Genomic DNA, 16,595 nt, shown 5'->3' with positions numbered 1-16,595 from the left:
GGACATTGACCGCTTTTGTGCTGGAAGGATTTGATCTCGATCGATTTGTTGCGGAAACCTTGGCCGAGGATCTGGGCGAAGGTCTGCCAGGCGGGGGCCGCGATGTTACCAGCGAAAGCGTGATCCCTGCCGCAGCGCGCTTTTCCGGTGTGATGGACAGCCGCGACCCGATTGCGGTGGCCGGCCTGCCCATCGCCGCAGCATTCTTCCGCGCGCTTGATCCCGATATGCAGATTGACCTGCTGGTAGAAGACGGCGCGTGCGTACCCGCCGGTACCGATCTGATGCGTCTGTCAGGCAATGCCCGCGCCATGCTGACTGCGGAACGCGCTGCGCTTAACACCGTCCAGCATATGTCGGGCATCGCCACGCTGGTGCGCGAATATGTCACCGTGATGGACAATCCCGACTGCACTTTGCTCGATACGCGCAAGACCATTCCCGGCCTTCGCCATCTGGAGAAATATGCGGTCCGGATGGGCGGCGGCAATAATCACCGGATGGGATTGTGGGATGCCGCCATGATCAAGGACAATCACGTATTGGTGGCGGGCGGTGTGGGCGCAGCGGTCCGCCGCGCGCGCGATGCCGGTGTGAAAACCATCATCTGCGAAGTGGACCGGATTGACCAAATCGAACCGGCACTGACAGCGGGCGCGACGCGGTTGCTGCTCGATAATATGGCGCCTGACACTCTGCGCGAGGCGGTGGCGCGGGTTGCGGGCCGCGTACCGACAGAAGCATCGGGCGGGATCAATTTGCAGACCATCCGGGCCAAAGCGGCAACGGGCGTCAATTACGTATCGGTCGGGCGGCTGACACAAAGCGCACCCGCCGCCGATATCGGGCTGGATTTTACGCCGGAATGAGAAAACGCATGAAATGGCTGGCTGGCATCGCTGCTATAGCAGGGTGCGCGGCGGCGCTGGCGTTTATTGATGTTCAGGGCACCCCGGCGCTGGCGCAAGCCTATCAATGCCGGATGCCGGCGGCGGTCTCTGTCCCGGCAATCACTCGTGATGCCGCGCCGCGTTCGGTCCCGATTACCGGCTATACTCTTGCGCTCAGCTGGTCGCCCGAATTTTGCAAAGGGCGCGAAATGCAATCTGGCCAGCGCACGCAATGTTCGGGCCGCAACGGGCGGTTCGGCTTTATCGTTCACGGCCTGTGGCCGGACGGGCGCAGCACATGGCCGCAATGGTGCGCCAACCCGCGCCAGGTGAACCCGGCAGAGGCACGGCGCAATATGTGCATGATGCCCTCCACCCGCCTGATCGCGCGCCAATGGGCCAAACATGGCAGCTGCATGACACGGACCCCGGCAACCTATTTCAAAGTGACGCGGATATTGCACGACAGTCTGCGGATGCCCGGCATGGATAGCCTGTCGCGCAGTGATAATCTGACCGCCGGAGATTTCCGCGCGGCGTTTGTCGCGGCCAATCCCGACTGGCCGCATTCTGCAATTGGTCTGGACCTAAACCGCCGCGGCTGGCTGGAAGAAGTGCGGCTGTGTTACGGCAAGGACTTTATGCCCAAAGCGTGCGAGAAGCGCCGCTATGGGCCAGCGGATAGCGCCTCGATGAAGATATGGCGCGGGATGTGATAATGCTCGCGGAATGCGTTGAGCGATCGTTGACCAGCGACCATTACCTCCGCCGCGCCCTGAAAAACTCCTTGAGCAATTCCGCTGCCTCGCTTGCACCTATGCCCGAATAGACATCCGGCTTGTGCAGGCATTGCTCCTGCTCAAACACCCGCGCGCCGTGCTGCACTGCGCCGCCCTTCGGGTCGTCTGCCGCGTAATAGAGTGATCCGATCCGGGCATGCGCTATCGCCCCGGCGCACATCGCGCAGGGCTCCAGAGTGACCCATAATTCGCAATCGCTCAGCCGGTCCTGCCCCAGAATACGCGCCGCTTCGCGAATCGCGACAATCTCTGCATGGGCGGTGGGGTCATGGTCTGTGCGGGGGGCATTATGCCCCTGTGCAATCACTTTGCCGCCGCGCATAATTACTGCGCCCACCGGCACTTCGCCGCGCTCCGCCGCCTGGCGCGCCAGAGCAAGAGCGCGCTGCATCGGGGCGGGGATCGGCCAACGGGTCATAGTGATGCGCTACCCTGCGCGGCACGCGGTCGCAACTCGCATGCATGGCGCACTGGCAGCATCGGGGGGTTTTGCTTGACGATTCGGCATCGGAAAGCTAGGTGCGCGCCTTTCCGGGATGATACCCAACAGCTTTACGGCAGCCAGAACGATCTGGCGGCCCCCAACCGAACGAGAGAAACCATGTCGCGCATTTGCGAATTGACCGGCAAAGGCCGCTTAACCGGCAACAATGTCAGCCACGCCAACAACAAAACCAAGCGTGTGTTTTTGCCAAATTTGCAGAATGTCACTTTGCTGAGCGAGACGCTGGAGCGCAGTTTCAAGTTCCGCGTGTCGACCAATGGTCTGCGTTCGGTCGAGCATAATGGAGGCCTCGACAATTGGCTGCTGAAAACCAAGGACGAGAAATTGTCCAAAGGTGCGCTCAAGGTAAAGCGTGAACTGAAAAAAGCCACGAAAGCAGCGGCTTAATCACCGGGCTGCATCCGCAAGGATGCTGAGAAAAATCGATCGCTAAGAAGGGCGTGCGGCGTTGCTGCGCGCCTTTTCTATTGGGGCGGATGGCGCGGCTGCGGGGACTTCGGCATCGGGCGTCCATTCCAGCCGCAGCAGCAAGGTACGCTGCAATGTCGCGCCATTATCATCGGAAATAACCCATAGTGTCAGCGCGCCGTCCGCGCCTTCTTCGACCGCCAGCCCTTCCATATTGTCACTGGGGAGCGGCGGAGCGAACTCGGCGATGACCTCACCCGACCAGACCTGGCCCGCGGCAATATCGGCTGGATCGGCGAGCAGGATTTTGGAGGTGAAATATGGCGGTAGCCCGAAATGCACCGCGCGCACCAGCACCAGCGCGCGGCCATCGGGTATCTGGACCATATCGACGGGGCGATACCCTGTGGGCGCTGCAAAAGTGAACTCCAGCGCCGCCGCTCCCTCCACCGGATCAGATGGGAATAACAGACCGGGAAAACCGGCCGCGCCCCATTCGGTAAATCCCTCTGACAGCACCACGAACCGGCCATCTTCCAGTCGGACCATAGATTCAGGGCCGGAATTGGCAGACCATGTCTGCATTTGCGGGGGCTGCGCGCGCGTGCTCTGCGTAAGCGCGGCATTAAAACGCTCAATCGCATTGGTGCCTTCGAACCCGACCCAAGTCGCGCCGGTTTTGGCGTTGCGCGTAAGCGATTCTATATCGATGAACTTTTTCCTGCGCTCGGTGCGCCCGGCGAGGGTTTCCATGCGGATTATACCCTCGGCACCCGGCTTGGGAAAACGGAGCAGCTGGCCCGCATCGCTCGCCGCCAGAAAGCGGTTATCCGGCTCGATCAGCAACGCCGAATAACTGCCGAAAATGCTGTTCGGGCTGGTCAGAACCCACGCGCCGGTCAGCGCCGCCGCGCCCACGCTTTGCGGCTCGATATCAAGCGGGGTAATGGTCAGCGCCTGGTCATGATTGGGTGCGGGTGTAGGTGAGCGCAGCCAGACAGTCGGCGCAAGGCCAGCGATCACGCCAATCAGGACAAGCCAGCGGAGTGTGCGCCGGGTATTGTCGCGGGTCCAAATCACCCGAAACCGCTCAGTTCATCGGCCCGGTAAACAGCAGCGGATCAAGCCGCGAATTGCGCCATTTCAGGCTCCAGTGCAAATGCGGCCCGGTGGCCCGGCCCGATGATCCAATATTGCCAAGATACTGGCCCTGGCGCACCACGTCGCCCTCTGCCACCGCCAGCTTCGATGCGTGGAGGAAGGCGCTGTTAAGGCCCGCGCCGTGATCGATAATCAGCAACTGCCCCTCAAGCGAAAAATTGGTCCGCGCCAGCACAACCACGCCGTCAGCAGGGGACACGAAGGGCACGCCGTCGCCCGGCGCAATGTCAATGCCCGAATGATAGCTGCCCGGTTCTCCGCGATAGATGCGCTGCGAGCCGAAGGTGCCCGATATCCGGCCCTTTACCGGCCAGATGAAATCCTGCCGATATCCGGTCGCGCCAGTGAATTTCAGCCGTGCATCCCAGATCGCGTCCAATTCGGGTTGCCGCCGCTGCATGAATGATGCGCTGGCCCCGCCAGACCGGCGCGCGACATTGACCCGTTCGATATTCCATTGGCGCGGCGTTATGGTAAGCCGCGCAGTCTGAGTGCCGCCGCTTGCCAGTTCCGCGCGCAAAGTCGCGGTGCTGCCCGCGTCACGGTCAAACGCCGCGAAATACCTATTATCGCTGCCGATTTCGAGCGGTGTATCATCCAGAAACGCCTTCACTGTGCCGCGCGGTACGATGCCGCGAATCCAGCCGCCTTGAGTCAATTCACCCGCATAGGTAAAATTCACCGGACCGGCCGGTTCGGGTTTTGGCGGTCCAGAAAGCGGTGCAGAAGCAGGCGCCACCGGCTGTGTCCGGAGAGTTGGCGGGCTGGTTTGCTCCGCTGTGACCGCACCAGAAGCGTTGGCCGTTGCATCACCGCCCAAGGCGCTGCCGCAGGCCGTCAGCAATGCCAATACGGCCAATGAAAACACGCGCCTCATCGCGTATCTGTCAGCCGCTGCGTGGCGATTTCTGCGCTGGCATAGGCCTCCTGCAGATCGACGCTCCAGTAACGCAGTTCCTCCAGCGGAACGTGCTCCGCCGTGACTGCGCAAACAACATAAGGCCCAGGCTTCAACACCTGAAAGCCATTGGGGCCAAAGACGAGTTTGGCGGCTTTATCGCCGGGGGACATCAACATGCGCGCCCCCTTAACAAGAACTCGTTAGTCAAACAAATCATCTTGCCGCGTCTGTCCCGCATCTGGGCGGGATTTGCGCACCGGTTTGGCTTTCTCTGGAGAAGGAACCGCTGCGCCAGCGGGCATCACATCCAATATGCCATCGGCAAACTTGATCGCTAATGCCGCTTCTTTCGCTGCTGCGTCTCTTGTTTTCAGGATGTTGCCTGCTTTATCTCTCACCAGAACAAAGCCCCGATCAAGCAGTGCTTCTGGGTCTAACGATCTAAATACGCGGCTGAGCGAGGACAGACGCTCCGCATCGCGCGCCAAACGGTTGGTGGCCAAGGCCGGAGCCAGCCGAACCGTATCGAGCCGGTCCCGCGCGCGGCCGATTTTGGATAGTAGAAGCGGCGCAGACAGCCGCGCCGCGTCGGCCTGCAGCGCCTCGCGCGCTTTGCCCGCGCGGTCTTTCAGGCCCCGTTGCAACCGGTCCGATAGATCATCGAGCCGCTGTGTCGGGGGTTGGAGCAGTGCCTCCAGCCGGGGCAACCGCTGCGCGCGTGCCTCCAGCCGTTCCTTTCCCAGAGTGATCGGCCGCGTGATCGCGCGCTTTTGCCGGTGCGCATAATCCTCCACCGCAGCCGCCAGCTCTGCCCGCACCGGCACCGCCATTTCAGCAGCGGCTGTGGGTGTTGGCGCGCGCCGATCGGCGGCGAAATCCGCCAGTGTCGTGTCGGTTTCATGGCCGACAGCGGAAATGACAGGAATGGGACAATCGGCAATTGCGCGGACGACAACCTCCTCGTTGAAACCCCACAGATCCTCAATCGAACCGCCGCCGCGCGCCGCGATCAGGACATCTGGTTTAGGCAGAGTGTCTGGCAAAGCGGAAAAGCCGCGAATGGCCGATGCGACCTGTTCCGCCGAGCCCTTGCCCTGCACCAGCACCGGCCAGACCAGTACATGGCTGGGAAAACGGTCCGCCAGCCGGTGCAAGATATCGCGAATAACCGCGCCGGTTGGCGATGTGACGACCGCGATGGTTTTCGGCAGGAACGGCAACGGCTGCTTGCGTTCAGCGGCGAACAGCCCCTCTGCCTCCAGCCTGATCCGTGTTTTCTCCAGCAAAGCGAGCAGCGCCCCCTCGCCCGCAATGTCCATAGTTTCCATCACGATCTGATATTTGGACCGGCCCGCATAGGTCGTCAGCTTGCCGGTTGCGACCACTTCAATCCCGTCTTCGGGCACAAAGCCCAGCCGCCCCGCATTGCCGCGCCACATCACGCCGTCAATCACGGCCTTTTCGTCTTTCAGGCTGCAATAGAGATGTCCCGATGCCGCCCGCTTTACCCCCGACAGTTCACCGCGCAGCCTGATATACCCGAACTGGTCCTCCACCGCGCGCTTCAACCTGGCGGAAATTTCGGTGATGCTGAGCGGCTCTGCGTTGTCGCCCGTGCGGCTTCGCGCTACCAAGCCGCCTTCATCGGGATCGTAAGAGGAAGCAGGCGGCATGAATATCCTATTATTGGGATCGGGCGGACGGGAGCACGCCGTGGCGTGGAAACTGGCGCAGTCATCACTGCTAAGCGGCCCCAACGATACTCTCTACGCCGCGCCGGGCAACCCCGGTATTGCAGATCATGCCCGGTGTGTTGCGCTGGATGCTGGCGACCATGCGGCGGTGATCACATTCTGCGTCAAACATGATGTCGGCATGGTCGTCATCGGCCCGGAAGCCCCGCTGGTGGACGGTTTGGGCGATAGCCTGCGCAATCAGGATATTCCCGTATTCGGCCCGTCACAGGCCGCCGCGCAACTGGAAGGCAGCAAAGGCTTCACCAAAGATCTGTGCCGGCGCGCCAATATCCCCACCGCAGGCTATGTCCGTACCCGATCGTTGGACGAGGCCGTCAGCGCGCTGGACAGATTTACCCCGCCCTATGTTGTGAAGGCAGACGGGCTGGCGGCTGGCAAAGGCGTGGTCATTGCCGCAACCCGCGCCGAAGCAGCTGGCGCGCTCACCGATATGTTCAGCGGGCGGTTCGGCGCTGATTCGCTTGGGGCGGGCGCAGAGGTGGTGATTGAAGAGTTTATGCGCGGGGAGGAAGCGAGCTTCTTTGCCCTGACCGATGGCAGCGCGATCATGCCCTTCGGCAGCGCGCAAGATCACAAGCGTGTGGGCGAAGGCGATACCGGCCCCAATACGGGCGGGATGGGCGCATATAGCCCCGCGCCAGTGCTGTCGGCGGAACTGGAAGCGCAGGTGTTGGCGCAGATCATCCAGCCAACTGTCGATACTTTGCGGGCCGAGGGGACGGCATATTCCGGCGTATTGTTCGCCGGGCTGATGCTGACCGATGAGGGGCCAAAACTGATCGAATATAATTGCCGCTTTGGCGACCCCGAATGCCAGGTGCTGATGACCCGGTTGCACAGCGATCTCGGCGAATTAATGCTCGCCTGCGCCAAGGGCGAGCTGGCGGAACAGTCAGCCGCAGAGTTTGCCGATGAGACTGCCTTAACGGTAGTGATGGCCGCGACAGGCTATCCCGGCAGCCCTGAAAAAGGCGGCGCAATTCACTTGGGCGATGCGGAGACGAATGGCGCAAAAGTATTCCATGCGGGGACCAAGCAGGATGATGCCGGAAACCTAACCGCTGCCGGAGGCCGCGTGCTGAATGTCACCGGCACTGGCGGCAATGTGACCGCCGCCCAGAGCGCCGCCTATAGTGCAGTCGATAGAGTCACGTTCGAAACCGGCTTCTGCCGCCGCGACATCGGCTGGCGCGAGGTTGCGCGGGAAAAAGCAACCGCCAGCCGATAGGTAGTGAAAAAAACCAAACAAGTCAGCCGAAGCTACTATCCTACACCGCGTACAAGAGCTACCGCCAAGACCGCTCTTTCTCATCGTCAGACCCCCGAATTCACGCGCTTTGAACCTACGTGAATTTTTCTCTTTGAACACTGTCCCATGTGTCCCTTTCCTACATTCAGGAAAGGCGGATTAGCCCAAGCGTTTGGCGACCAGTGCTTGCAAATCCGCCTCTGGGCGGGCGCCGTAGTGGGAGATTACTTCGGCTGCGCAAATCGCGCCCCGGGTGAGGCAGTTTTCGAGGCTTTCTTCCCTGACATGACCAGACAAGAAGCCCGCCGCGAACAGATCGCCTGCGCCGGTGGTATCGACCACGGTATCGACTGCCTCGGCGCTCACTTCGCCGCGTGTGCCATTGGCGATGGCGACAGCGCCATTTGCGCCTTTGGTTGCGACCAATACGGGCACATCGGGCGAGAGTTTGGCCAGACCCGCCTCGAAATCATCCTCTCCCGTCAGCGTGGCCAGCTCGCTTTCATTGACAAACAGAATATCGATCAAACCCTCTGCAATCAGCGCGCGGAAATCATCGCCGTGGCGGTCAATCACGAAGCTTTCCGACGCAGTGAAGGCCACTTTGCGGCCTGCAGTTCGGGCCACTTCAATGGCGCGGCGCATCGCGCTGCGGGGTTCTTCGGGATCCCACAGATACCCTTCGAGATAGAGGATTTTTGCATCGGCAATCGCGCTCTCGCTCAACGCAGCTGGCGGCAGGAACTGGCTCGCGCCCAGAAACGTGTTCATCGTCCGCTCGCCATCGGGCGTGACAAAAATCAGGCAGCGCGCGGTGGGCGGCTCGCCTTCGCGAGGGGGCGTATCAAAATCGATCCCGGCGGCGCGGATATCATGGCTGAACACATCGCCCAGCTGATCGCTCGCCACCTGGCCGATAAAGGCGCATTGCGCGCCCAGATTGGCAAGGCCCGCCAGCGTATTGGCCGCCGAACCGCCGGAAATTTCCTTCGCCGGTCCCATTGCTTTATACAAATCGCGCGCACCATCGGCATCAATCAGCGACATTCCGCCCTTTGCCAATTGCAATTCCTCGATCAGATCATCACCGCAGGGCGCCATCACATCGACAATCGCATTGCCAATCGCGATAACGTCATAACGGGGGGAATTGTCGGAATTGGGCATGATGATCCTTAGCGGTATGAACGGTGCAGCGCGCCTAGCCTGTCAACACGCCCGCGCCAAGCGGGAGATTGACCTGTCTGCATGATCACGGGCAAAAGACGCGGCATGACCCGCGTAATCATAGCCATTGGCAAAGCCGTCGGGCAACTGGGCGACCGGCGCATCGTGTTGGTGCTGCTGAAAAGCATTGCGGCAACCCTGGCGATTTTTGCCGCGCTCGGCTCGGCGCTGTTTCTGGCGCTCGATTACGTTCTGGCCGATTGGGCCGCATCTTATAGCGAGGAGATTGGCGCGGTCATCGCTGTGTTTGCCACAGTCATTGGCGGCTGGTTGCTGTTTCGCGTGGTCGCATTGGCTGTGATTCAGTTTTTTGCCGATACAATTGTGGCCGCAGTGGAACAGGCCCATTATCCGGACCGGGCAGATAAAGCGCGACTGATTCCGCTGGGCGAAGAGATCAGGAACGCTGCCAAAGGCGCGGGCCGCGCGGTTGGTGCCAATCTGCTCGCGCTCGTGATCGCAATACCGCTGATCTTTACCGCAATCGGTCCAGCGGTGGTATTCTGGACTGTCAACGCCTGGCTGCTGGGGCGCGAATTGCAGGATATGGTGTGGCTGCGGCACCGGCATCCTGATGGCCCGGCGGACGCACAACCGCCTGTGTCAGGCCCGGAGCGATTCTTGCTAGGCGGCGCAATTGCGGCACTGCTGGTCGTGCCGTTTGTAAACTTGCTTGCGCCAATTATCGGGGCGGCTAGTGCAACGCATCTTGTTCACCGGCGAAACGGACCCTTATGATGGCGCGTATATTTGTCCTTGCTCTGCTGCCTTTGCTCGGTGCGTGTGCTGCCACGGCGGTGCCGCCTCAATCAACCCAGCCGGGAGCATCCTCCGGCTCGGCCAATCGTCCGTCCCTGCCGCGCTCGGCCACACCGCCGCCGACTATGCCCGCACCATCATCGGGTGATTTCCGCGCGCCGCGTATCATGAATGTGCCGGGCCTGGAGGGGGTTATCGGTGCCGACAGCAACGCTTTGCAGCAGATGTTTGGCACTCCGAGGCTAAATGTGGCCGAAGGGGATGCGCGCAAATTGCAGTTCAGCGGGGAGGCATGCGTCCTTGACATATATCTCTATCCGCTGCGCGAAGGTGCACAGCCAACGGCCACCTATGTCGATGCCCGCCGCGCCAGCGACGGACTGGATGTTGACCGTGCGTCCTGCGTGACCGCGCTCAAGCGGTAAAAAATCGCCGTCACAGCAAATGTCACCCGATCGGCGGCGAGAGAGTTCAAACCATAAAGCTTTCGCCGCACCCACACGCACCCTTGGCATTGGGATTTTCAAAGGTGAAGCCGGCAGTAAAATCATCCTCCACCCAATCCATGACCGAACCGATCAGATAGAGCACGCTTGCACCGTCAATATAGAATATACCGCCCGGCGTCGTGATTTTCTCGTCCATTGGAATCTCTTTGGTCACATAATCGACCGAATAGGCGAGGCCGGAGCACCCCCGGCGCGGGGTGGACAGTTTCACGCCGATGGCATCATCGGGCGCGCGTGACATCAAATGCGCAATCCGCGCCTCTGCGCTTTTGGTCAAAGTCACTGCCGCCGGAATCTGGCGGGTCTTTACATCAGCCATTATAGCATTCCCAGTTCAAGACGGGCTTCATCGGACATCTTGCCCGGGTCCCACGGTGGATCCCACACGAGCACAACCTCGGCATCGCGCACACCGGGTACAGAGCCAGCGCGCAGCTCAACCTCGGCCGGCATGGATTCGGCCACCGGACAATTGGGCGTGGTCAGCGTCATGCTGACGGTGACATCGCTGTCAGTGTCCACCTCGACACCGTAAATCAGACCAAGATCATAGATATTGACCGGGATTTCAGGGTCGTAAATCTCTTTCAGCGCAGCGATTACGGCATCATGGATTTCCCCGCCGGGATCGCCGGGGGCAACATGTTCAGGTGTTTTGTTGAGAAATCCCTCGAGGTAATCGCGTTTACGCTCCAGCTTGTCACCCATGCGTTCGGATGCTGTTTCTGTTACAGCTTCGGAGGCATCTTCAACCCGCGCGCGTTTGGGCGGGCTGACTGCGGCCACTTCCTCGACAGCAATTTTCTGATTCTCGCTCATCCGAAAATCCTTCTGGTTCGTTCAATACCGCGCAATAGCGCATCAATATCGGTTTCGTCACTATACAGGCCAAAGCTGGCGCGCGCGGTGGCAGGTACACCCAGATGGGCCATCAACGGCTGCGCGCAGTGGTGGCCGGCGCGGATCGCGACATTTTCTTCATCCAATATGGTGCCCAGATCATGTGGATGTACCCCGTCCATTTCGAACGAGACGATGCCGGCGGATGTATCCGGCCCGAACAGACGGACCGAATTCATCGCGCGCAATTCGTCGCGCAAAGTGGCTGCAAGCGCGCTTTCATGCGCAAACAGCCGTTCCATATCATGCGCCTCGGTATAATCGATTGCCGCATGCAGAGCGATCACTTCGGTAATCATCGGCGTGCCCGCTTCAAACCTCTGCGGCGGCGGGGCATAGGTTGATTTTTCGAAAGTGACGGTATCAATCATCGCGCCGCCCCCCTGGTAAGGCGGCATGGCGTCAAGCAGCTCTTCGCGTGCCCACAACACCCCGACACCGGTCGGGCCATACAGCTTGTGCGCCGACAGGACATAGAAATCGCAATCAAGCTCGGCCATGTCGAGCCGCATTCGCGGGGCCGCCTGGCAGCCATCCAGGAGCAGTTTTGCGCCAACTGCATGGGCCAGTTTTGCAGCACGTTTCGCCCCCAGAATAGACCCCAGCACGTTGGAAACATGCGCCAAAGCGACAATCCTGTGCCGCTCGGTCAACATGTTTTCCAGCGCATCAAGATCGATCCGGTGATCCTGTGTCAGCGGGCAGACATCAATTTCGGCGCCGGTTTGCTGCGCAATCATCTGCCACGGCACGATGTTGGAATGATGCTCCAGCTGGCTGAGCATAATCCGGTCGCCAGCCTTCAGGGTAAGCCCGCCCCAGCTTTGCGCGACCAGATTGATCGCTTCGGTCGCGCCGCGTACGAACACAATCTCGTTTTCCGATCGGGCACCAATAAAGGACGCAGCGCGGCGGCGCGCAGCCTCATAAGCGAGCGTCATATCGGCAGAGCGTGAATATACGCCGCGATGGACGGTCGCATAATCGCGGCCCATCGCATCGGTCATTGCATCAATCACTGCCTGCGGCTTTTGCGCGGTGGCGGCGGTATCCAGATAATGCCAGACATCGCCGGCCGGCGTGACCAGGCCGGGAAACTGCGCTTTGCGCGAAAGGGTATCGGCGGTCGTCACCATGCCCCCGTCTCAAGCTGATTAAGCGCGTGATCCAGCATCGCTTCGCGCTGCGCAGCGTCAGGCAATTCAGCAAACGCATCGCCGATGAATGCCTGGATCAACAGCTTGCGCGCAATATGTGGCGGGATGCCGCGCGCGGCCATGTAATAGCTGGCCTGCTCGTCCAACTGGCCAATCGCGGCGCCGTGCGCGCACAGTACATCATCGGCGAATATTTCCAGTTCCGGCTTGGTATTGGCGGCGGCGCCTTTTTCGAGCAGAATCGCGCGGAAGTTTTGCCCCGCATCGGTTTTCTGCGCATCGCGCGCCACTTCGATCCGGCCCAGGAAATTACCGACCGACTTGCCCCATTGAACGGCGCGGACCACCTGGTTGGATGTGGCAGCGGGATGCGCGTGTCTGGTGCGTGTGACAAATTCCTGCACGCTGTCACCGCCGCCCAACGTCACGCCGCCAAATTCAAAATGCGCATTTTCTTCCAGCGTCACTTCAACCTCGACACGGCCATAGTGATTGCCGGCCAGTACCGCAAAACTTTCAAACCGCCCACCTGCGCCAACCAGCACACGGACCCGGTCGATAACGCCCTCCGGGTTATCTGCCGCTCGGTAATGTTGGACGTCGCGCACCGTCTCTCCGGCAGGCACGGTTATTTCGCGCCAATGGTTGATGACCGCGATATCCGCCTGCCTGAGGAACTCGGCGTCGCTATAGCGCCAATCCTCTTCACGCGTCGTCGGTAGGGTTGCGGTATCCATCATGCAGCCGCCTGCGCTTCGGCCATTACACCGTCATAGCCTTCGCTTTCAAGCCGCAGCGCCAGGTCCGGCCCGCCGGTCTTGACGATCCGGCCATCCGCCAGAACATGCACTTTGTCCGGCTTCACATAATCGAGCAGCCGTTGATAGTGCGTGATCAGAAGCACGCCCTTATCCTCGGCGCGCATGATCGCGTTAATGCCGTCACCCACAACGCGCAGCGCATCGATATCAAGGCCGCTATCGGTTTCATCCAGCACGGCAAATTTCGGGTCAAGAATACCCATCTGGACCATTTCGGACCGCTTTTTCTCGCCGCCCGAAAAGCCGACATTGACCTGCCGCTTGAGCATCTCCATGTCGAGTTTGAGCAGCCCGGCTTTGTCGCGCGCCAGTTTCAGGAAATCACCGCCCGATAACGGTTCTTCGCCGCGCGCGCCGCGCTGTGCGTTCAGGGCCTCGCGCAGGAATTGCACATTGGAGACACCGGGAATCTCAACCGGATATTGGAAGCCGAGAAACAGGCCAGCCGCCGCGCGTTCATGCGGATCGATGTCAAGCAAATCCGCACCGTTAAAGGTCACCGATCCAGCCGTCACTTCGTAACCCGGGCGGCCACCCAGGACATAGGACAGCGTGCTTTTGCCGGCACCGTTCGGGCCCATAATGGCGTGCACCTGACCCGCGCCAACTTCCAGCGTCAGCCCTTTGAGGATTTCAGTTTCGCCGATAGTGGCATGAAGATTAGTGATTTTGAGCATGGTCAAAGTGTCAGTCCAGTAAAATTGGCAATTGCTAAAGCGATTTCGTCATTCAATGCGCGGATTGCTTGGTCTTCGGCCGCCTTCCCGGCCTCTTCGGAGAGCCCCTTGGTGGCGGCCTCGACCCGCTGGGTTCTTACCCGTTTGATCTGCGGGGCGCAGAAGGAGCGGACTGAAATGACCGCCTCGCGCAAGTTGGTCCGCGGCGCACCACTGGACCCGGCGAGCAGACAGCCATTCAGCCGCGCCGCAGCCGGTTCTGCCGCTTCGCCTGCGGCGCTCGCAGGCATTGCGATGCAAAACGCAGCTATACAGGCCAGCGAGCGGATCAAAACCGGCTCCGATGAAAATCACCGTCGTCGCGGGAAAGCGCGCGAGATGGTTTTGCCTTGGCAGGCTTGTCAAACGGCGCGTTCAACGCTTCGAAAATGGTGTCTTTGATCGGCCCCAGATCGCCCATCACCTGTTCCTGGGTAAACCGCAACACACGCACGCCAACCTCGGTCAGCTTGCGGTCAGACAATTCTTCAATCGTCCGGTCGGCCTCAGTCTCGCCGCTGATTTCTACGACCAGCCAGCGGGTTTTGCAGGCAAAATCAACGAGCGATGATCCCATGACAACCTCGCGGTTGAACGCGAAATTGCCGATGCCTTTCTTGTCGAGCAAACCCCACAGGCGCTTATGCGCCTCCGATGGATGCCGCCGGTTAAAGCGCGCACGATCGTGCAACTTGTCCTTGCGCGCTTCGGAAATATTCCAGCCAGCGGTTTTGTCCGATTTGGCCCCCTCGCCGGAGCCCAAGGAAAGAGTTTTGCGTTCTGTCATTATCCGACCGAACCCTCCAGGCTGATCGCAAGCAGCTTCTGCGCTTCGACCGCAAACTCCATCGGCAGCTGCTTCATCACTTCCTTGGCAAAACCGTTGACGATCAGTGCCACCGCTTCTTCCTCGCCCAATCCGCGCTGCATGGCGTAGAACAACTGATCGTCGCTGATCTTGCTGGTGGTTGCCTCATGCTCGATCTGCGCGGTGGGGTTTTTCACCTCGATATAGGGGACGGTATGCGCCCCGCATGTATCGCCGAGCAGCAGACTGTCACACTGCGTGAAATTGCGGGCATTGTCGGCATTTGCGCCCATCCGTACGAGGCCGCGATAGGTGTTGTTGCTCTTGCCCGCGCTGATGCCTTTAGAGATAATCGTTGAGCGGGTGCCCTTGCCATTATGGATCATCTTGGTGCCGGTATCGGCCTGCTGGTAATTATTGGTCACCGCAACCGAGTAAAATTCGCCCACGCTGTCTTCACCGTTCAAAACGCAGGAGGGATATTTCCACGTCACCGCGCTGCCGGTTTCCACCTGCGTCCAGCTGACTTTGGACCGCGCGCCCTGACACAGGCCGCGCTTGGTGACGAAATTATAGATCCCGCCTTTGCCTGCCGCGTCTCCCGGATACCAGTTTTGGACGGTTGAGTATTTAATCTCCGCATCTTCCATCGCGACCAGCTCGACAACCGCGGCGTGCAGCTGGTTTTCATCGCGCATTGGCGCGGTGCAGCCTTCAAGATAGGACACATAGCTGCCTTTCTCCGCGACAATCAGCGTGCGTTCAAACTGGCCGGTGTTTTCAGCGTTGATCCGGAAATATGTGCTGAGCTCCATCGGGCAACGGACGCCCTCCGGGATGTACACAAACGTCCCGTCCGAAAACACCGCGCAATTGAGCGTTGCGAAATAATTATCCTGCATCGGCACCACTTTGCCGAGCCACTTGCGGACCAGGTCAGGATATTCCTTGATCGCTTCCGAAATGCTGCGGAAAATTACGCCTGCCTTTTCCAGTTCGGCGCGGAATGTCGTCGCGACAGAGACACTGTCGAACACCGCATCAACCGCGATCTTGCGCGCACCCTCTACACCGGCCAGCACTTCCTGCTCCGCAATTGGAATGCCCAGCTTGTCATAGACCCGCTTGATCTCAGGATCGAGATCATCGAGCGATTCCAGCACCGGCTTCTTGGTTGGCGCAGCGTAATAATATGCATCCTGATAATCGATTTTCGGATAGCCGAGCTTTGCCCAGTCGGGCTCGTCCATCGTCTTCCACATGGCGAAGGCTTTCAGCCTCCAGTCGAGCATCCACTGCGGCTCGCCCTTTTTCTCGCTGATGAAGCGCACGGTGTCTTCATTCAGACCCTTGGGCGCAAATTCCTGTTCAATGTCAGACGAGAAGCCGTGTTCATAGGTTTCCAGCTTACGGGCGGCGTCGCGCGCAGCCTTATCCTGTATGTCTTCACCGGCGGTACCGTGTTCAGCAATAATAGTGGGGTCGGTCATGCTAGTTCCTGCTGATGTTTTTGCTGGTTCTTTTCCGGGGCAAGGCGCGACAGTTGGGTCAGCGAAATATCCGCCAACGCACCGCGCAATGCATTATTGATGATCGGCCAATGCGGGCGGACGGCGCAGCTATGTTCCAAACCGCATTCCTGGGCGCTGCCATCGACACAGGCGGCCAGAGCGATCGGGCCTTCGATTGCCTCGACAATATCGGCCAACGTGATCGCTGCTGCCGGACGCGCCAATTGCAACCCGCCGCCAGCCCCGCGTACAGAGCGCAGCAGGCTGGCCGCAGTCAGCTTGCTGACGATCTTTTGTACCGTTGGCCCCGGCAAACCGGTTTCCTGCGCCAGATCGGCTGCAGACACGCGTCCGCCACCGCAACGGCCGGCGGCGGCGGTCATCGTGACCACAGCATAATCGGCTAAGTTGGATAGGCGCATAGTCATCCGCTTAAATTGGATTGATTCGTTCCAATTTACCTAAGCGCGCTGTCCCCGGCTTTCAACCGCCAAGCCCTTGTTGCGAGTCGTTAGC

General features: G+C 60.1%; 21 protein-coding genes. 6 read left to right on the top strand and 15 right to left on the bottom strand.

Features of this window, described 5'->3' with window-relative positions:
• Positions 1-5 precede the first annotated feature (5 nt).
• Both nadC and WA922_RS05655 read left to right on the top strand, forming a co-directional pair.
• Entirely contained in the window at positions 6-869 is an 864-nt protein-coding gene (nadC, locus tag WA922_RS05660; protein WP_424770696.1) for a carboxylating nicotinate-nucleotide diphosphorylase, read from the top strand.
• An 8-nt stretch (positions 870-877) separates the two neighbouring features.
• Entirely contained in the window at positions 878-1,606 is a 729-nt protein-coding gene (locus tag WA922_RS05655) for a ribonuclease T2 family protein (protein WP_424770695.1), read from the top strand.
• Positions 1,607-1,649: 43 nt separating this feature from the next.
• On the opposite strand, the gene WA922_RS05650 is transcribed toward WA922_RS05655, so the two are convergent.
• A complete protein-coding gene (locus WA922_RS05650) occupies positions 1,650-2,108 on the bottom strand; it encodes a nucleoside deaminase (protein WP_424770694.1) in 459 nt (152 codons plus the stop codon).
• A gap of 183 nt (positions 2,109-2,291) precedes the next feature.
• Between WA922_RS05650 and rpmB the strand changes: the two genes are divergently transcribed.
• Entirely contained in the window at positions 2,292-2,582 is a 291-nt protein-coding gene (gene rpmB, locus WA922_RS05645; RefSeq protein ID WP_424770693.1) for a 50S ribosomal protein L28, read from the top strand.
• 42 nt (positions 2,583-2,624) lie between these two features.
• Here the strand turns inward: rpmB and WA922_RS05640 are convergent, their stop codons facing one another.
• From WA922_RS05640 to xseA, 4 genes are read right to left on the bottom strand one after another with little or no spacing between them, the layout of a single operon-like run.
• The gene (locus tag WA922_RS05640; protein WP_424770692.1) at positions 2,625-3,683 is read right to left on the bottom strand and encodes an esterase-like activity of phytase family protein; all 1,059 of its coding nucleotides are present in this window, start codon (positions 3,681-3,683) and stop codon (positions 2,625-2,627) included.
• Positions 3,684-3,693: 10 nt separating this feature from the next.
• Positions 3,694-4,641, bottom strand: coding sequence for a M23 family metallopeptidase (locus tag WA922_RS05635; RefSeq protein ID WP_424770691.1), 948 nt, complete (start codon positions 4,639-4,641; stop codon positions 3,694-3,696).
• On the bottom strand, positions 4,638-4,841 hold the full coding sequence (locus WA922_RS05630; RefSeq protein ID WP_424770690.1) for a DUF2093 domain-containing protein: 204 nt from the start codon (positions 4,839-4,841) through the stop codon (positions 4,638-4,640). Before WA922_RS05630 ends, WA922_RS05635 begins: the two co-directional genes overlap by 4 nt.
• 24 nt (positions 4,842-4,865) lie before the next feature.
• Complete coding sequence (xseA, locus tag WA922_RS05625) at positions 4,866-6,338, bottom strand: exodeoxyribonuclease VII large subunit (protein WP_424770689.1); 1,473 nt, start codon at positions 6,336-6,338, stop codon at positions 4,866-4,868.
• Here xseA and purD point away from each other — a divergent pair.
• Complete coding sequence (gene purD / locus WA922_RS05620) at positions 6,337-7,650, top strand: phosphoribosylamine--glycine ligase (RefSeq protein ID WP_424770688.1); 1,314 nt, start codon at positions 6,337-6,339, stop codon at positions 7,648-7,650. The genes xseA and purD overlap by 2 nt on opposite strands.
• Before the next feature lie 180 nt (positions 7,651-7,830).
• Here the strand turns inward: purD and WA922_RS05615 are convergent, their stop codons facing one another.
• Positions 7,831-8,838 (bottom strand): adenosine kinase, encoded by a 1,008-nt coding sequence (locus tag WA922_RS05615; protein WP_424770687.1) that lies wholly within the window; start codon positions 8,836-8,838, stop codon positions 7,831-7,833.
• A 105-nt stretch (positions 8,839-8,943) separates the two neighbouring features.
• On the opposite strand from WA922_RS05615, the gene WA922_RS05610 reads away from it, so the two are divergent.
• Together WA922_RS05610 and WA922_RS05605 are read left to right on the top strand one after the other, a co-directional pair.
• The gene (locus WA922_RS05610) at positions 8,944-9,636 is read left to right on the top strand and encodes an EI24 domain-containing protein (protein ID WP_424770686.1); all 693 of its coding nucleotides are present in this window, start codon (positions 8,944-8,946) and stop codon (positions 9,634-9,636) included.
• A complete protein-coding gene (locus WA922_RS05605) occupies positions 9,633-10,082 on the top strand; it encodes a hypothetical protein (RefSeq protein ID WP_424770685.1) in 450 nt (149 codons plus the stop codon). The genes WA922_RS05610 and WA922_RS05605 overlap by 4 nt, the downstream gene beginning before the upstream one ends.
• A 46-nt stretch (positions 10,083-10,128) precedes the next feature.
• On the opposite strand, the gene WA922_RS05600 is transcribed toward WA922_RS05605, so the two are convergent.
• Genes WA922_RS05600 through WA922_RS05560 form a run of 9 tightly spaced genes read right to left on the bottom strand, consistent with a single transcriptional unit; the run spans position 10,129 to position 16,501 of the window.
• Positions 10,129-10,485 carry a HesB/IscA family protein gene (locus WA922_RS05600; protein ID WP_424770684.1) on the bottom strand — a complete coding sequence of 119 codons (357 nt, stop codon included), beginning with the start codon at positions 10,483-10,485 and terminating at the stop codon, positions 10,129-10,131.
• Complete coding sequence (locus WA922_RS05595; protein WP_424770683.1) at positions 10,485-10,985, bottom strand: SUF system Fe-S cluster assembly protein; 501 nt, start codon at positions 10,983-10,985, stop codon at positions 10,485-10,487. The genes WA922_RS05600 and WA922_RS05595 overlap by 1 nt, the downstream gene beginning before the upstream one ends.
• Entirely contained in the window at positions 10,982-12,202 is a 1,221-nt protein-coding gene (locus WA922_RS05590) for a cysteine desulfurase (RefSeq protein ID WP_424770682.1), read from the bottom strand. Before WA922_RS05590 ends, WA922_RS05595 begins: the two co-directional genes overlap by 4 nt.
• Positions 12,196-12,963 (bottom strand): SufD family Fe-S cluster assembly protein, encoded by a 768-nt coding sequence (locus WA922_RS05585; protein ID WP_424770681.1) that lies wholly within the window; start codon positions 12,961-12,963, stop codon positions 12,196-12,198. Before WA922_RS05585 ends, WA922_RS05590 begins: the two co-directional genes overlap by 7 nt.
• Positions 12,960-13,721, bottom strand: coding sequence for a Fe-S cluster assembly ATPase SufC (gene sufC, locus WA922_RS05580; RefSeq protein WP_424770680.1), 762 nt, complete (start codon positions 13,719-13,721; stop codon positions 12,960-12,962). Before sufC ends, WA922_RS05585 begins: the two co-directional genes overlap by 4 nt.
• 2 nt (positions 13,722-13,723) lie before the next feature.
• Positions 13,724-14,053, bottom strand: a complete 330-nt coding sequence (locus WA922_RS05575) for a hypothetical protein (protein WP_424770679.1) — start codon at positions 14,051-14,053, stop codon at positions 13,724-13,726.
• Complete coding sequence (locus tag WA922_RS05570; RefSeq protein WP_424770678.1) at positions 14,050-14,547, bottom strand: endonuclease domain-containing protein; 498 nt, start codon at positions 14,545-14,547, stop codon at positions 14,050-14,052. The genes WA922_RS05575 and WA922_RS05570 overlap by 4 nt, the downstream gene beginning before the upstream one ends.
• Positions 14,547-16,058, bottom strand: a complete 1,512-nt coding sequence (gene sufB, locus WA922_RS05565) for a Fe-S cluster assembly protein SufB (protein WP_424770677.1) — start codon at positions 16,056-16,058, stop codon at positions 14,547-14,549. Before sufB ends, WA922_RS05570 begins: the two co-directional genes overlap by 1 nt.
• Entirely contained in the window at positions 16,055-16,501 is a 447-nt protein-coding gene (locus WA922_RS05560) for an SUF system Fe-S cluster assembly regulator (RefSeq protein ID WP_424770727.1), read from the bottom strand. The genes sufB and WA922_RS05560 overlap by 4 nt, the downstream gene beginning before the upstream one ends.
• Positions 16,502-16,595: the final 94 nt, after the last annotated feature.

It is taken from the genome of Pontixanthobacter sp., assembly GCF_049682855.1.
In the GTDB taxonomy this organism is placed as follows: Bacteria; Pseudomonadota; Alphaproteobacteria; order Sphingomonadales; family Sphingomonadaceae; genus Pontixanthobacter.
The sequence above is the reverse complement of the archived record's forward strand: the minus strand, read 5'-3'. Positions and strand labels throughout refer to the sequence as shown.

What these genes read in the sequence shown, in the direction of transcription:
- WA922_RS05655 (WP_424770695.1), top strand. Translation starts at nt 878, where the DNA reads ATGAAATGGCTGGCTGGCATCGCTGCTATAGCAGGGTGCGCGGCGGCG.
- WA922_RS05650 (WP_424770694.1), bottom strand. Translation starts at nt 2,108, where the DNA reads ATGACCCGTTGGCCGATCCCCGCCCCGATGCAGCGCGCTCTTGCTCTG.
- rpmB (WP_424770693.1), top strand. Translation starts at nt 2,292, where the DNA reads ATGTCGCGCATTTGCGAATTGACCGGCAAAGGCCGCTTAACCGGCAAC.
- WA922_RS05635 (WP_424770691.1), bottom strand. Translation starts at nt 4,641, where the DNA reads ATGAGGCGCGTGTTTTCATTGGCCGTATTGGCATTGCTGACGGCCTGC.
- WA922_RS05630 (WP_424770690.1), bottom strand. Translation starts at nt 4,841, where the DNA reads ATGTTGATGTCCCCCGGCGATAAAGCCGCCAAACTCGTCTTTGGCCCC.
- purD (WP_424770688.1), top strand. Translation starts at nt 6,337, where the DNA reads ATGAATATCCTATTATTGGGATCGGGCGGACGGGAGCACGCCGTGGCG.
- xseA (WP_424770689.1), bottom strand. Translation starts at nt 6,338, where the DNA reads ATGCCGCCTGCTTCCTCTTACGATCCCGATGAAGGCGGCTTGGTAGCG.
- WA922_RS05615 (WP_424770687.1), bottom strand. Translation starts at nt 8,838, where the DNA reads ATGCCCAATTCCGACAATTCCCCCCGTTATGACGTTATCGCGATTGGC.
- WA922_RS05610 (WP_424770686.1), top strand. Translation starts at nt 8,944, where the DNA reads ATGACCCGCGTAATCATAGCCATTGGCAAAGCCGTCGGGCAACTGGGC.
- WA922_RS05605 (WP_424770685.1), top strand. Translation starts at nt 9,633, where the DNA reads ATGATGGCGCGTATATTTGTCCTTGCTCTGCTGCCTTTGCTCGGTGCG.
- WA922_RS05600 (WP_424770684.1), bottom strand. Translation starts at nt 10,485, where the DNA reads ATGGCTGATGTAAAGACCCGCCAGATTCCGGCGGCAGTGACTTTGACC.
- WA922_RS05595 (WP_424770683.1), bottom strand. Translation starts at nt 10,985, where the DNA reads ATGAGCGAGAATCAGAAAATTGCTGTCGAGGAAGTGGCCGCAGTCAGC.
- WA922_RS05590 (WP_424770682.1), bottom strand. Translation starts at nt 12,202, where the DNA reads ATGGTGACGACCGCCGATACCCTTTCGCGCAAAGCGCAGTTTCCCGGC.
- WA922_RS05585 (WP_424770681.1), bottom strand. Translation starts at nt 12,963, where the DNA reads ATGATGGATACCGCAACCCTACCGACGACGCGTGAAGAGGATTGGCGC.
- sufC (WP_424770680.1), bottom strand. Translation starts at nt 13,721, where the DNA reads ATGCTCAAAATCACTAATCTTCATGCCACTATCGGCGAAACTGAAATC.
- WA922_RS05570 (WP_424770678.1), bottom strand. Translation starts at nt 14,547, where the DNA reads ATGACAGAACGCAAAACTCTTTCCTTGGGCTCCGGCGAGGGGGCCAAA.
- sufB (WP_424770677.1), bottom strand. Translation starts at nt 16,058, where the DNA reads ATGACCGACCCCACTATTATTGCTGAACACGGTACCGCCGGTGAAGAC.
- WA922_RS05560 (WP_424770727.1), bottom strand. Translation starts at nt 16,501, where the DNA reads ATGCGCCTATCCAACTTAGCCGATTATGCTGTGGTCACGATGACCGCC.